Here is a 13,084-nt window from a genome sequence, read left to right as displayed (position 1 = left end):
ACGAAAGACATAGGGGCACCCCCCAGCCGAGTTGTCCCTCGTCCAGACGAGTTGCACTCCATTCAGTCGAGTTGCACCTCCCAACAAAGACCAACTCGGCGAAGCGAAGACCAACTCGACGAAACAAACACCAACTCGGCGAAACGAAGACCAACTCGGCGGTCCTGGAATCCGCTCCGCGGGGTGCGGGTCAGGGGGACATGCCCTCGCCGGCTGCGCCGGCTCCCGCCAGACCCGGTGCCAGCCCCCTGACCCGCACCCCGCTCCGCTCCGTGTTTCCGCTCGGATGCCTCGCTCGGCGAACCGGCGCCAGCAGCGAGGCTCAGGCGACGGGGTCGAGGAAGCCGAGGAAGGCGAGTTCGCGGACCCGCGGCAGCAGGTCGGCACGAAGTGCTGCGGCATCCACCTCGAGCAGCTCGGCTATCGCGTCGATGAGCACTCCGACTGGGAGGTCACCGTCGCACGCACCGACGAGCGCCGCGAGACCCGGATCGACCGTGAGCGTGCGGCCGAAACCCCGACCCTGATGCAGCTCGATGACGGTGGGGTCCTCAGCGCCGGGCACGAAATGGCGCGCTTCCGTGACGTCAGGGGCGGTCGTGAAAACGGATGCCGCGAGCCCGACGTCATCGCGGATTCCCAGCACATCGTGCACCGCGACGGCCCGGGCAAGGTCCGCGCCCAGCCCCTCCTGCGGGGAGGGCGAGCTCACGCGCTCGAAACGCGACAGGGGAGCCGTGCCCGCCCCGGGGCGGCGCAGCAGGACGTAGCCGAAGCCGATGCCGGTCACCCCGCGCTGCTCGAAATCCTGCAGCCACAGGTCGATGAGGGCTGCGTACTCGGGTGAGCCCGGCGGCGTACCGCCATCGCGCACCCACAGCTGGGCATAGTCGAGGGGGCTGAGGATCTCGCGTTCGATGACCCACGCATCCATCGGCACGGATGCCGCGGCCACCCACTCCCGCACACGATCGAGGCCATCGCGTCCGTCGCGGTACTCCCAATTGCCGAGAAACTGCGCGATACCGCCGTCCGCGAGCACATCAGCCACTCGGGTGACGACCTGACGCACGAGATCATCCCCGACAGCGCCGCCGTCGCGGTATTCGTAGGCGGGAGCCGAGACCCCGTCGGCGGTTGCACCGCGCGGGGTGATGACAAACGGCGGATTCGAGACCACACGGTCGAACCGCTCGCCGGCGACCGGGTCGAAGAGGCTGCCGTGGCGCACATCGATGCCGTCAGCGCCGTTGAGTGCGGCGCTCAGGCGCGCGAACCCCAGTGCACGGCTCGAGATGTCGGTCGCGACGACCTGGTCGGCGTAGAGGCGCGCGCGAAGGGCCTGGATGCCGCATCCGGTGCCGAGGTCCAGCACTCGTCCCGCCGGCGTGGGCAGCTGCAGGGCCGCGAGGGTCAGCGACGCCCCACCAACCCCGAGCACATGATCGGTCGGCAACGCTCCCTCGAGGGCCGCTTCGTCGAGATCACTCGCAATCCACCACTCGCCGGCATCGGCATCCATCTCGCCGCCCCACTCCTGCGGTCTGACCAGGGCGGCCGGCACCACTGTCTCACCGTCGATCATCGCGAGACCGAGCGTGACGAGTCCTGCAGCTCCGGTGCGGGGCAGTGCACCGTCGACGGCGCTCACCGGCTGCGGCATCCCGAGTCCGAGCAGGCGTGCGAGGGTTGCAAGAGCATCGTCGCGTGGCGCGAGCGCACGGATGGCCGGCCCCCGCAGACCGCGCCCGATCGCGGCATCTCCCACGGAACCCCAGGCGTTCCGCAAGGCCTCGGCCGTGTAGCCGGCGGCTGTCAGGTCAGACGCCAGGGCGGCGCACGTTGTGGGGTCGGGATGAGGGGGCATCGTCACGGATCCATTCAAGCGCGGACGGCCTGCGGGATGCTCCGAGGCGCGGACCGTAGAATTCCGGCGGGATCCGCACGATCAGCGGTCGTCCCGCGATACGACATGACCGCGCCCACCCCGCTCCCCGCATCCGCGCCTCCCGGCCACCCTGTGCCGCGCCGCCGCACCGGTCTCAGCGGACTCGTACGCCGCCTCTCGGCAACTGTCGCGATCGGGGTGCTCTTTGCAGCCGGCGGGCTCGCGACGGATGCCACGCCAGCCGCTGCCGCAGCAACGCCGACCCCGACGGCAACCGCCGTTGATCCGCAACTCGTAGCGGCTCCCCTCTCTGGCGGTGTTGTTTCACCCGGCGACTCGCTCGCCCTCTCGATCGGCCTCACCGCAGGATCCACGCCGCTAGCCGCGACGCAGGTGACCGTCGCGATCGGCACCGAACCCCTGACCACCAGGACCGACGTCGGTGACTGGCTCGGCTCCCCCCTGGCCGAGCGCACCCCGATAATCGTCGGCACCGCGTCGCTCGACCCGGCCGCGGCCGGTGAGCGCACGAGCGCCATCGTGCGCGTCCCCGCATCCGACCCGGTGCTCACCGACCGCACCCCCGGCGTCTACCCCGTGCTCGCGAACGTCACGGTGGCGGGGCGCACCCTGCGGGCTGCGTCCGTCTTCGTCGTGCCCACCGGGGCGGCCTCGGATGTCGCGGTCATCGTGCCGATCACTGCCCCACCGACGGGCCGAGGCCTGCTCAGCGCCGACGACCTGGCATCACTGACCGCTGAGGACGGCGCACTGACCGCGGTGCTCACCGGTGTTCAGGGAACTGACGCGATCCTCGCGGTCGACCCCGCGATCCTTGCCGCGATCCGGGTCCTCGGCACCACCGCCCCGGCGACCGCTCGAGACTGGCTCGCACGCTTCGAGGCGCTCCCCAACGACCGGTTCGCGCTGCAGTTCGGCGACGCCGACCCCTCGGCCCAGGTCGCCGCCGGGGTTGTGCCGCCGCTGGCACCGACCTCGCTTGCCGCCTACATCGACCCGGCCGGTTTCTCGGGCAACGATCCCGAGCCGACCCCCACCGCCACCGCGACGCCTTCCGAATCCGACACGGATGACGAGTCCGGGCTCCCCACGCTCGACGAGCTCCTGGACGTCGGCGCCACAACCGACATCTGGTGGCCCGACGCTGTCACTGCCGAGGTCGTGGCCGCACTCGGCGCAGGCGGGGCACTGACACTCACCGACACGACAGCCATCGCAGCCCCGTCGCCTGCGGCGCATGCTCGCGCCGGCGATGCACGCCTACTCGTCGCCGATGCCGACGTGAGCGCCGTGCTCTCGACGGCTGCCATGAGCGCCGATGCGCTTGACCGCGCGGCAGCCCTCGCCGAGGCATCCGCCCTTGAGGCGCTCCCCGTGACGGGAAGCGCGACGGTGGTTGCCCTCGACCGCAACCCGACGCGCAGTGCCGTCGCGCTGCGTGCTGCCATCGACGCGGCTCAGGCCCTCCCGGGCGCACGGCCGCTGGGACTCGCCGCTCTGATCAGCAGCGAATCGAGGGAGGTGACCATCACCGACCAACCCCTCGCCACGACGCGGATCGAGGTCGTTCCGACGCTGCTGGACGGTGAGCAGCGCATCGAGTCCTTCGCCAGTGTCATCGCGGAGCCGTCACTGCTGACGGGTGCCGAGCGCGCCGAGATCCTGCAGCTCCTGAGTCTCGGCTGGACGGGGCAGGATGCCGCGTGGGCCGACGCCCTCGACGCGCATGCCGAGGCCACGCGGGCTACCCTCTCGTCGGTTGCGATCCTGCCGCCGAGCCCGATCCAGCTGGTCGCCGCCGACGCCGAGATCCCCGTGGGCATCAAGAATGACCTGCCCTATCCCGTGACCGTCACCCTGCACGCCCGCAGCGATGACCTGCGACTCGAGGTCACCGAAAGCAGCGAGGTCGAGATCGGACCGCAACAGAGCACGCGCGCCTCGCTCCCCGTGAAGGCGCGGGTTGGCAGCGGCACCGTCGAGGTGGATCTGTCACTGACCAGCCCCACCGGCGTCCGTATCGGCACCGACCAGTCGCTGGAAGTGAACGTGCGCGCCGACTGGGAGACGATCGGGCTCGTCATCCTGTCGGTCCTTGCGGCGGCGTTCCTCGCTATCGGCGCGATTCGAACCGTCCGTCGCATTCGTCGCCGCCCCGAGACCGAGGGCCCCGAGACCGCAGCAACCGACACCGCGGGCGCCGACACCGCGACGGATGCCGACAGCACCGCGCCGAAGGAGCAGTCGTGAGTTCGATCGGGCGTGCAAGCACCCTCATCGCCGCCGGCACGCTGGTGTCGCGGCTCACCGGGTTCCTGCGTTCGATGGTGCTCGTCGCGGCCGTCGGCTCCGTGGGGAGCCGCGCCGCTGACGCCTTCACGATCGCGAATCAGCTACCGAACAACCTCTACGCGATCATCTCGACGGGCCTGCTGACCGCGGTCGTCGTGCCGCAGATCGTGCAAGCTGCCGCGCACGCCGACGGCGGCCGCGCCTTCATCTCGAAACTGTTCACCCTCGGCACCGTCGCCCTGGTTGTGACCACCGCCATTGGCACGGTCGCGGCTCCCCTCCTCGTGCAGCTGTATGCGTCGCAGTTCACGCCCTCCCAGTTCGCGCTGGCTACCGCATTCGCGTACTGGTGCATCCCGCAGCTGCTGTTCTACGGGCTCTACGCGCTGCTCGGCGAAATCCTGAACGCCCGGAGGGTGTACGGCCCGTTCACCTGGGCCCCGATCGCCAACAACGTCATCTCGATCGCGGGATTCGGCGCCTTCATCGTGATCTTCGGCGGCCCGGTCACCGAGGTATCCGACTGGACACCGACGATGATTGCGCTGCTCGCCGGAACCGCCACCCTCGGCATCGTCGTGCAGGCAGCAGTGCTCATGGTCTTCTGGGTGCGAGCCGGATTGCATCTGCGCCCCGACTTCGCGTGGCGGGGCGTGGGTCTTCGCAACATCGGTCGCCTCGCCGGCTGGACCTTCCTCATGGTGATCGTCGGGCAGATCGCCGGGATCGTGCAGAGCCAGATCATGTCGGTCGTGTCTGGTGACGCGCCCGCCGCCACCGTCGCCGCGAACGCGTGGCTGCTGTACATGCTGCCCTTCTCGGTGTTCGTCCTGTCGATCGGCACCCCCTACTTCACACAGCTGAGCGAGCATGCCGCCGCTGGCCGAGACGAAGAGGTCCGCACCGACATCGCGCGCAGCATCCGTCTTCTCGGCCTGTTCATGGTGATCTCCACCGCGGTCCTCGCCGCCGCCGCAGTACCGGCCTCCCGAATCTTCACCACCACTCCGGACTACGCCGTGGATGCGTCGTGGGTGCTGCTGGCTTTCCTCGTCGGGCTCATCCCCCAGACCGTCCTGTTCATCATCGGACGCGTCTTCTACGCCTACAACGACACGCGAACCCCGTTCTTCTTCACCCTCGTGCAGGCGAGCATCGTCATGATCACGGCGGTGCTCGCACTGAACCTGCCGACAGCATTCGTCACCGCCGGCATCGCGCTCGGTCAGTCCCTCGCCGTGTGCGTCCAGCTCTCCCTGGCCACCTGGTTTCTGCGTCGGCGTCTGTCTCGCATCGGAATCCGGCGATGGATGCCGTCCCTTGCCCTGTTTGCCGCAGCTGCTGTTCCCGCGGGTCTCGTCGGCTGGGGCGTGTACCTCCTGTCCGGCGCTGAAACCAGCTGGATGCTCGAGAACCAGGTCACCGGCGCACTCGGCTCTGCTCTGATCGGCATCGTCGCCCTGGCGGTCTACGTCGGCATCCTCGCCCTGCTGCGCGTTCCCGAGCTCACGACGGCATGGCAGACCGTCCGGCGGATCATCTCTCGGCGGTGAACGTCGCTCGACTGAGCCGTGAATGACACTGCGGGCAACCAGGCCCGGGGAATGCCGCGCGGATAGCATGTGTTGAAGCATCCGGAACCGCAACGAAGGGTCGCTCATGCGCAATGTCATCATCATCGGGTCCGGTCCTGCCGGGTACACCGCAGCTATCTATGCGGCCCGGGGTGGGCACCAGCCGCTCGTTATCGCCAGCTCGGTGGAAGCCGGTGGCGAGCTCATGAACACCACCGAGGTGGAGAACTTCCCCGGCTTTCCCGACGGCATCATGGGTCCCGACCTGATGGCAAAAATGCAGGCCCAGGCGGAAAAATTCGGCTCCGAGATCGTCTATGACGACGTCGTTTCCGTGTCGCTCGACGGTGCAGTGAAGTCCGTCACCCTTGGGTCGGGCGCGACCCACGACGCTCACGCCGTGATCTTCGCGACAGGTTCCGCCCCGCGCAAGCTCGGCATCGAGGGCGAGAAGACCTTCTCGGGTCGCGGCGTTTCCTACTGCGCCACCTGCGACGGGTTCTTCTTCCGCGAGCGCGTCATCGCGGTCGTGGGCGGGGGCGACTCGGCGATGGAGGAGGCGACGTTCCTGACCAAGTTCGCCTCGAAGGTCTACATCATTCACCGTCGCGACGAGCTTCGTGCGTCCAAGATCATGCAGGATCGTGCGTTCGCCAACGAGAAGATCGAGTTCATCTTGAACAGCGAGATCATCGACATCAGCGGCGGGGACCAGGTGACTGGCGCGACGCTGCGTAACACCGTCTCCGGCGAGACCTCGGAGCTCGCGCTCGACGGGATCTTCGTGGCGATCGGTCACGACCCGCGCACGCACCTCGTTCACGGCGTGCTCGAACTCACCGAGGACGGCACGATCCAGCTCGAAGGTCGGTCGTCGCGCACGTCGGTCCCCGGCGTTTTCGCCGCCGGCGATGTCATCGACCCGACGTACCGACAGGCTGTCACCGCCGCGGGCTCCGGCGCCGTCGCAGCTCTGGATGTGGAGCACTACCTCGCCGCTCTTCTCGAAGACGCCACCGACCCCCTCCCTGACGAGCCCGTCGACGTCCCCTCCGAGGCATTGGCCTCAGCGCCGCGCACGCATCGGAACAATCGCGCCCCCTGACGCGTTTTCATAACTGAACGTTTTGACGAAGGAGAACACATGAGTGCCTCAGCTACGACCTCGGCGACGTGGGACCAGGATGTCCTGCAGGCCGAAGGCCCCGTTCTTGTCGACTTCTGGGCAGCCTGGTGCGGCCCGTGTCGCATGGTCGCCCCGGTGCTGGATGAAATCCAGGCCGAGCACCCCGACAAGATCACGATCCTCAAGCTCAACGTCGACGAGAACCCCGACCTCGCGATGAAGTATCAGATCACCTCGATCCCCGCCATGAAGGTCTTCCAGGGCGGCGAGGTCAAGACGACGATCATTGGTGCAAAGCCCAAGTACGCACTGGAACAGGATCTCGCCGAGTTCATCGGCTGACCCTTCGTTCCCACAGGATGCCGCGGTTCCCTCAGGGTCCGCGGCATCCGTCATTTCTGGGCCCTGCGCGGTGTGCGTCTTCCGCGCGGGGTCGCGCTGACGGATCGCCTCACGGAACGTCGGGAAGCAGGGAATCCCACGTGCGGTGGCGCGCGGAGCCGAGAAGCCGCCACACCGCACGGGTGAGCGGCGGGTAGTCCAGCGCGATCTGCCGGAGCACCCGGTAGTGACGGATGCCGGTTGAGGGCAAGCCGGTGGTGAGGATGTTCTCGGCACGCAGCATCAGAACGACGAGTTCATCCACGGTGGGGAGATCGTCCATGAACTCCCAGGGATCTTCGCCCGCGCGCAACCGCTCCTCGACCAGAACCGACAGTTCATCAGCCGCTTCGGCGCGCAGCAGCTCGACACTCGCCCGACGAGTCGGGGCCGAATTCTCGCGCGTCATTACTCCAGCGTACGTCGCTCTGAGGCTACGTCGCCCGGATGTGAATGATCAGGAACCGAAGCCCTCGACACCGAGCTCGGCAAGAATGCGGTTGAGGTCCTGAATACTTGCGAAGTCTATGCTGATCTGGCCTTTTTTTGCAGCGAGTGTGATCTTCACCCGAGTGTCGAGGCGATCACCGAGCCTCTCAGCCAACTCGTCGAGGTGACCGCGGCGGCCCCCAGCCTGAGGCTTCGCAGGCTTACGGCCAGCGGATGCCGCGCCCTTCGCTGCAGCTTCAGCCTCACGGACCGACAGGTCTTCGTTCACGATCTTGTCAGCGAGACGCGCCATGGCGTCATCTCCCTCGACCGACAAGATGGCGCGCGCGTGTCCGGCGCTGATGACCCCGGCTGCCACGCGCTGCTGCACGGGGATCGGCAGCTTGAGTAGGCGGATCGTGTTGCTGATCTGGGGCCTGGAGCGACCTATGCGTCCCGCGAGCTCCTCCTGCGTGATGCCGAAGTCCTCGAGCAACTGCTGGTAGGCCGACGCCTCTTCCAGCGGATTCAGCTGTGAGCGGTGCAGATTCTCCAGCAGAGCGTCCCGCAGGAGATGCTCGTCTGCAGTGTCGCGGACGATCGCTGGGATCGAGTCGAGTCCCGCCTCCCGGGAAGCCCGAGTGCGTCGCTCGCCCATGATGAGCTCATAGGTCCCGTCACCGCGATCGCGGACCACGACGGGCTGGAGCACACCGAACTCGCGCACACTGTGGACGAGCTCCGCGAGTTCGTCAGGGTCGAAGTTCGTGCGGGGCTGGCGCGGATTGGGAACTATCGTGTTCGGGTCGATGTGGATCAGCCGGGCTCCCGGTACCGTGACGAGATCCTCCGCGGGAGGCGCCTCCGGGAAGAACACGTCTACCGGCCGACTCTCGCCCTGATCGGCGGTAGGGATGAGAGCGCCGATTCCTCGACCGAGTCCCGTTCGCTTGGCCATCACTCGTCCCTTTCCTCAGCGTCGCGATCCGGGGCTGAACCCTCGGCGTCGACATCCGCGCTATCCGCACGGTGATCCCGTCGGACGATCTCCACTGCCGCCTCGCGATAGGCCACCGCCCCGACCGACTGACCATCGTAGGCGATCACAGTCTGCCCGAAGCTCGGGGCCTCGGAGATGCGCACCGAACGGGGGATGACGGTGGTGAGCACCTGGTTCGGGAAGTGCGCGCGGACTTCGTCAGCAACCTGCTGCGAGAGGCGGGTACGCCCGTCGTACATGGTGAGAAGAATCGTCGAGAGCGTCAGTGTGGGATTCAGATGCTTCTGAATCATCGACACCGTCCCCATCAGCTGGCTGAGCCCCTCGAGCGCGTAGTACTCACACTGGATCGGAATGAGTACTTCGTCTGCGGCGGTGAAGGCGTTGATCGTGAGCAGGCCGAGCGAGGGCGGACAGTCGATGAGCACGATGTCGATATCCGCGCCCTTCTTCGACAGGTACTTCTCCAGCGCGGTACGCAGCCGTCGTTCGCGAGCAACGAGCGAAACGAGCTCGATCTCGGCGCCAGCCAGATGGATCGTGCTCGGTGCACAGAACAACCGGGGGGACTCGGGACTCTGCTGGACGACCTGGGACAGCGGTCGCTCCTCGACCAGAACGTCGTACACGCTCGGGGTCTCCGCGTTGTGCGGGATGCTGAGCGCCGTGGATGCATTGCCCTGGGGGTCCAAGTCGACGACCAGCACCCGGGCACCCATGTGCGCGAATGCCGCTGCGAGGTTGACGGTCGACGTTGTCTTACCTACGCCGCCCTTCTGATTCGACACCGTGAAGATCCGTCGTCGACCCGCGTACTCCAGCGGGATCGCGTCAAGGGCCCGACGACGGGCGGTGAGGTCTGCGAGCTCGCGTGCCAAGGGGGTGTCGTAGAACGAGTCCGTCGCGGGATCCTCGTCGTGTTTCACGTGAAACGCTCCGATCGGGTCAAGGGCTTCTCTACTCTACGTGCGGCTTCCGACCCGGCCCGGGGTCGATCCGATGGCTCACCGTTCCACGTGAAACATGCTGCCGCACTCATGACTGCCTCGAGCGGCTCAGCCACCGACGGTGGCGTGAACGACACGGGTTGTCTCGTCGAGAACGCCCTCTCCGAGAGTGAGTACCCCGACGTCGGTGAGTCCGAATCGACGGATCTGCTTCTGGGCGGCTTCGATCTCCGCCTCGGCACCTCGCCCCTTGAAGAGCATGAGCCTTCCTCCGGGACGAACCAGCGGAGCCGTCATGGGAATCAGCGTGCGAAGCGCACTCACAGCACGCGCAGTGACGACATCGACGGATGCCTCGGGCACCCATTCCTCCGCACGAGCACGAACCACGGTGACGTTGCCGAGACCCAAAGCGTCGGCTTGCTCCGTCAACCAGGCGACGCGCCGCTCCATCGGCTCGACCAACGTCCACGTGACGTCGGGTCGGGCGATAGCCAGGACGATTCCCGGGAGGCCCGCCCCCGAGCCGATGTCAGCAGCGCGCCCATCGAAGAGGGGGGCAGCGATCGCACTATTCAGAATGTGCCGCGTCCACAGTCGCGGAAGCTCCAGGGGACCGATGAGTCCTCGGGTCTCGCCCTGCTCGGCCAAAGCCGCCGTGAACTCACGGGCAAGGTCGATCCGCTCACCGAACAGGGCAGCCGCTGCGGCGGGTTCGGCCTCAAGAGTGGTCATCGATGTTTCACGTGAAACGCGCACTCAGGCGCGGCGGATCACGGTGTGTCGATCGGCGCCCTCGCCGTACGACTCGGAGACAAGGCCACGCTCGGCGACAAGGTCGTGGATGAGCTTGCGCTCGTAGCTCGACATCGGGGGGAGCGAGGCCTGCGACGCACCCTCGTCCAGCCGAGCGACAGCACGATCCACGAGGGCATCGAGCTCTCGCTGACGCGTGTCGCGAGAACCGCCGATGTCCAGGATCAGGCGCGAGAAGCGCCCGGTACGGTTCTGCACAGCAATGCGCGTAAGTTCCTGGAGCGCCTGGACGGTCGTCGGGTCGGCTAGAGCACCCAGATCTGCCGCTCCCTCACCGCCGTCCTGCTCGATAGAGACGTACGCGCGACCGTTGCGAACGTCCAGGGCGAGGTCGCCATCGATGTCCGCGATGTCGAGGAGTCCTTCAAGGAAGTCGGCGGCAACGTCGCCTTCCTGCTCCAGGTCTTCGATCGTCGCCTCTGCGCGAGACGAAGCGGTGTCGGGGGTCGTTGTCATCTCCACCCTCTTGTTCCTACTTGTTCGATTCCGGTGAGGGTGATGGGCCCTCCGCTGCACTGCCCGTGGGGCGCGGATTCTGTGGCCGAGAGGTGGCGCCGCCAGCGGAGCGGTTACCCTGCTTCTTCGCGCGCTGCTTACTCATCGGCTGCTCACGCTTCGGAGCCTGAGCCTTCGCCTTCTCAGCCTCTTCCAGCAGTCGCTGCTGCTCGGCCAAGTACTTGTCCATCGGCACGACCTTGCCGCTGGAGTCGATCGCCTTGCCCTTGCGAGCCAGTCGCTCCTCGCGCTGCTTCGCCGCCTCGGAGCCCGGGGTCGGCATCTCACGGATGACGATGAACTGCTGAACCATCGTCCAGATGTTGCTGGTGAACCAGTAGAGCACGACACCCAGCGGGAAGAAGACACCCGAGAAGACGAACGCGAACGGCAGGACCCACAGCATGATGCGCTGCATCTGGTAGGCCTGGCCGGTCTTGGCCTCGGGGGAGAGGTTCTTGGAGATGATCTGGAGCTGCGTGAAGAACTGCGAGGCGATCATCAGGATGACGAGCACGACGAGGATCATCACGGCAGGCGTGTTGCCGGTGTTCCAGGCGTCGATGAGGGTCTCGTGCAGGGACGCAACTCCGAAGAGGGAGGCGTCGTAGAACTGCTTGGTGAGCTCCGGGCCGAGCACGCCGACACCACCGAGACCGAGTTCGGCGTTGACCTTGACGCTGCTGAGCACGGAGTACAGCGAGAAGAACACCGGCATCTGCACGAGCAGCGGAAGGCACCCGGAAACGGGGCTCGTCCCGTGCTTCTTGTACAACGCCATCGTCTCGCGGCTCATGGCCTCGCGAGAGAGCTGATCCTTCTTGCCGCGGTACTTGTCCTGGATCTTGCGGAGCTCGGGAGCGATCTCCATCATCTTGCGCTGCGACTTGATCTGCTTGACGAACAGCGGGATGAGTGCGGCACGCACGACGACGACGAGGCCGACGATCGCCAAGACCCAGGTGATGCCCTCGGCCGGAGGCAGTCCGATCGCGGTGAAGAGCCAGTGCCACGCGACGAGGATGAGTTCGACTACCCACTTCAGTGGCCACAGGATGATGCCGAACAGATCGAAGCCGCCGCCGGCCGCCGCGGTGGGCGACGGAGAGGGGGTCGCATTGGCGAGGAGATCCAGCAAGGATCAGTCCTTTCTGCGTGGCACGACGAACCCGTGCCGGGTGAGATCGAAGGGGAAGTGCTCGTGGGGTGGAACGTCATCGACGCCACCCTTCGCCCACGGATGGCATCGACTCAGCCGTGCCGCCGCGAGGGCTGCTCCCTTGAGAGCGCCGTGCTGTTGTACAGCGCCGACGGCATAGGCCGAGCACGAGGGATAGTACCGGCACACGTCGCCGTAAAGGTGGGAGATCGTCGCACGGTATCCGTGCAACAGCGCAAGCACGGCGTTGCGAGGAACAAGGGGAACAGCCCGAGCCACGTCAGCGGAATCGAGGTGCGCGTGGCCGAGAGCGTACGAGGGCAGCTGACTCATCGACGCTCTCCCGTGAGACAGCGCTTGACCTCGCTGGCGAGAACGTCGTACGGTGCGTCAGCCGCGGCGGGCAATGCGCGGATGACGACCTGGGACCCCGGGCGGACCTCATCGACGAGGCCGGCACTGATCGCCTTCAGCCGTCGACGCACAGTGTTGCGCGTGACCGCAGAGCCGACCTGCTTACTGACGATGAAGCCGAACCGAGACGGCCCGGCATCCACCGAAACCGTCGTATAGCTCATGAGGTGCGCAGCCACACACCGGCGACCCCGGCGGACGACGGAACGATAGTCCGCGCCCCGGGTGATCCGGTGGGCGCGCGCAAGCACTGTGAGGTCAGGCCGAGAGTTCGCTGCGACCCTTGGCGCGGCGAGCCGAGAGGATGGCACGGCCGGCGCGGGTGCGCATGCGGGCGCGGAAGCCGTGCTTCTTGGCGCGGCGGCGGTTGTTGGGCTGGAACGTACGCTTGCTCATGAGATCACTTCCGGATGTGGTGTCGCCGGGATGCTCACACCGGGACGATGAATCGGGGACGGCCGCGAGGGCACAAGTCAACCGACTAAGGGTACGTCGCGAAGCTCCCGAACTCAAACCGACGACTTGACTCATGTAAAAGGTCC

Annotated in this window: 14 protein-coding genes; 4 read left to right on the top strand and 10 right to left on the bottom strand. The window is 66.8% G+C overall.

Going from position 1 to position 13,084, the window contains the following annotated elements:
* Positions 1 to 322: 322 nt before the first annotated feature.
* Complete coding sequence (locus B4F19_RS12580; RefSeq protein ID WP_292735435.1) at positions 323 to 1,867, bottom strand: class I SAM-dependent methyltransferase; 1,545 nt, start codon at positions 1,865 to 1,867, stop codon at positions 323 to 325.
* A 105-nt stretch (positions 1,868 to 1,972) separates the two neighbouring features.
* Here B4F19_RS12580 and B4F19_RS12575 point away from each other — a divergent pair, with 105 nt between their 5' ends.
* From B4F19_RS12575 to trxA, 4 genes are all read left to right on the top strand, one after another.
* Positions 1,973 to 4,159, top strand: a complete 2,187-nt coding sequence (locus B4F19_RS12575; RefSeq protein ID WP_292735432.1) for a DUF6049 family protein — start codon at positions 1,973 to 1,975, stop codon at positions 4,157 to 4,159.
* Positions 4,156 to 5,754, top strand: coding sequence for a murein biosynthesis integral membrane protein MurJ (gene murJ / locus B4F19_RS12570; RefSeq protein ID WP_292729104.1), 1,599 nt, complete (start codon positions 4,156 to 4,158; stop codon positions 5,752 to 5,754). The genes B4F19_RS12575 and murJ overlap by 4 nt, the downstream gene beginning before the upstream one ends.
* 106 nt (positions 5,755 to 5,860) lie before the next feature.
* Positions 5,861 to 6,880 carry a thioredoxin-disulfide reductase gene (gene trxB / locus B4F19_RS12565; RefSeq protein ID WP_292735431.1) on the top strand — a complete coding sequence of 340 codons (1,020 nt, stop codon included), beginning with the start codon at positions 5,861 to 5,863 and terminating at the stop codon, positions 6,878 to 6,880.
* 39 nt (positions 6,881 to 6,919) lie between these two features.
* On the top strand, positions 6,920 to 7,243 hold the full coding sequence (gene trxA, locus B4F19_RS12560; protein WP_228179202.1) for a thioredoxin: 324 nt from the start codon (positions 6,920 to 6,922) through the stop codon (positions 7,241 to 7,243).
* Positions 7,244 to 7,352: 109 nt separating this feature from the next.
* On the opposite strand, the gene B4F19_RS12555 is transcribed toward trxA, so the two are convergent.
* From B4F19_RS12555 to rpmH, 9 genes are all read right to left on the bottom strand, one after another.
* Positions 7,353 to 7,691, bottom strand: coding sequence for a tryptophan synthase subunit alpha (locus tag B4F19_RS12555; protein WP_292729097.1), 339 nt, complete (start codon positions 7,689 to 7,691; stop codon positions 7,353 to 7,355).
* 48 nt (positions 7,692 to 7,739) lie between these two features.
* A complete protein-coding gene (locus tag B4F19_RS12550) occupies positions 7,740 to 8,669 on the bottom strand; it encodes a ParB/RepB/Spo0J family partition protein (protein WP_228179204.1) in 930 nt (309 codons plus the stop codon).
* Positions 8,669 to 9,637 carry a ParA family protein gene (locus B4F19_RS12545; protein ID WP_292729093.1) on the bottom strand — a complete coding sequence of 323 codons (969 nt, stop codon included), beginning with the start codon at positions 9,635 to 9,637 and terminating at the stop codon, positions 8,669 to 8,671. Before B4F19_RS12545 ends, B4F19_RS12550 begins: the two co-directional genes overlap by 1 nt.
* 129 nt (positions 9,638 to 9,766) lie before the next feature.
* Positions 9,767 to 10,393: a 16S rRNA (guanine(527)-N(7))-methyltransferase RsmG gene (rsmG, locus tag B4F19_RS12540; protein ID WP_292735427.1), complete on the bottom strand. Its 627-nt coding sequence runs from the start codon at positions 10,391 to 10,393 to the stop codon at positions 9,767 to 9,769.
* 24 nt (positions 10,394 to 10,417) lie between these two features.
* Positions 10,418 to 10,930 carry a protein jag gene (locus B4F19_RS12535; RefSeq protein ID WP_228179206.1) on the bottom strand — a complete coding sequence of 171 codons (513 nt, stop codon included), beginning with the start codon at positions 10,928 to 10,930 and terminating at the stop codon, positions 10,418 to 10,420.
* Positions 10,931 to 10,946: 16 nt separating this feature from the next.
* Positions 10,947 to 12,104 carry a membrane protein insertase YidC gene (gene yidC / locus B4F19_RS12530; RefSeq protein ID WP_374198033.1) on the bottom strand — a complete coding sequence of 386 codons (1,158 nt, stop codon included), beginning with the start codon at positions 12,102 to 12,104 and terminating at the stop codon, positions 10,947 to 10,949.
* 6 nt (positions 12,105 to 12,110) lie between these two features.
* The gene (gene yidD / locus B4F19_RS12525; protein WP_228179208.1) at positions 12,111 to 12,461 is read right to left on the bottom strand and encodes a membrane protein insertion efficiency factor YidD; all 351 of its coding nucleotides are present in this window, start codon (positions 12,459 to 12,461) and stop codon (positions 12,111 to 12,113) included.
* On the bottom strand, positions 12,458 to 12,793 hold the full coding sequence (gene rnpA / locus B4F19_RS12520) for a ribonuclease P protein component (RefSeq protein ID WP_228179209.1): 336 nt from the start codon (positions 12,791 to 12,793) through the stop codon (positions 12,458 to 12,460). The genes yidD and rnpA overlap by 4 nt, the downstream gene beginning before the upstream one ends.
* A 7-nt stretch (positions 12,794 to 12,800) precedes the next feature.
* The gene (gene rpmH / locus B4F19_RS12515; protein ID WP_193597422.1) at positions 12,801 to 12,938 is read right to left on the bottom strand and encodes a 50S ribosomal protein L34; all 138 of its coding nucleotides are present in this window, start codon (positions 12,936 to 12,938) and stop codon (positions 12,801 to 12,803) included.
* Positions 12,939 to 13,084: the final 146 nt, after the last annotated feature.

Source organism: Microbacterium sp. UBA1097 (genome assembly GCF_002313585.1).
Classification (GTDB): Bacteria; Actinomycetota; Actinomycetes; order Actinomycetales; family Microbacteriaceae; genus Microbacterium.
Note: the sequence above shows the minus strand (reverse complement) of the source record. Positions and strands in the feature narration are given on the sequence as shown.

Excerpts from the sequence above, each read along its gene's own strand:
- B4F19_RS12550 (WP_228179204.1), bottom strand. The coding sequence starts at position 8,669 with ATGGCCAAGCGAACGGGACTCGGTCGAGGAATCGGCGCTCTCATCCCT.
- trxB (WP_292735431.1), top strand. The coding sequence starts at position 5,861 with ATGCGCAATGTCATCATCATCGGGTCCGGTCCTGCCGGGTACACCGCA.
- rpmH (WP_193597422.1), bottom strand. The coding sequence starts at position 12,938 with ATGAGCAAGCGTACGTTCCAGCCCAACAACCGCCGCCGCGCCAAGAAG.
- yidD (WP_228179208.1), bottom strand. The coding sequence starts at position 12,461 with ATGAGTCAGCTGCCCTCGTACGCTCTCGGCCACGCGCACCTCGATTCC.
- B4F19_RS12535 (WP_228179206.1), bottom strand. The coding sequence starts at position 10,930 with ATGACAACGACCCCCGACACCGCTTCGTCTCGCGCAGAGGCGACGATC.
- trxA (WP_228179202.1), top strand. The coding sequence starts at position 6,920 with ATGAGTGCCTCAGCTACGACCTCGGCGACGTGGGACCAGGATGTCCTG.
- B4F19_RS12555 (WP_292729097.1), bottom strand. The coding sequence starts at position 7,691 with ATGACGCGCGAGAATTCGGCCCCGACTCGTCGGGCGAGTGTCGAGCTG.
- rsmG (WP_292735427.1), bottom strand. The coding sequence starts at position 10,393 with ATGACCACTCTTGAGGCCGAACCCGCCGCAGCGGCTGCCCTGTTCGGT.
- B4F19_RS12580 (WP_292735435.1), bottom strand. The coding sequence starts at position 1,867 with ATGCCCCCTCATCCCGACCCCACAACGTGCGCCGCCCTGGCGTCTGAC.
- B4F19_RS12575 (WP_292735432.1), top strand. The coding sequence starts at position 1,973 with ATGACCGCGCCCACCCCGCTCCCCGCATCCGCGCCTCCCGGCCACCCT.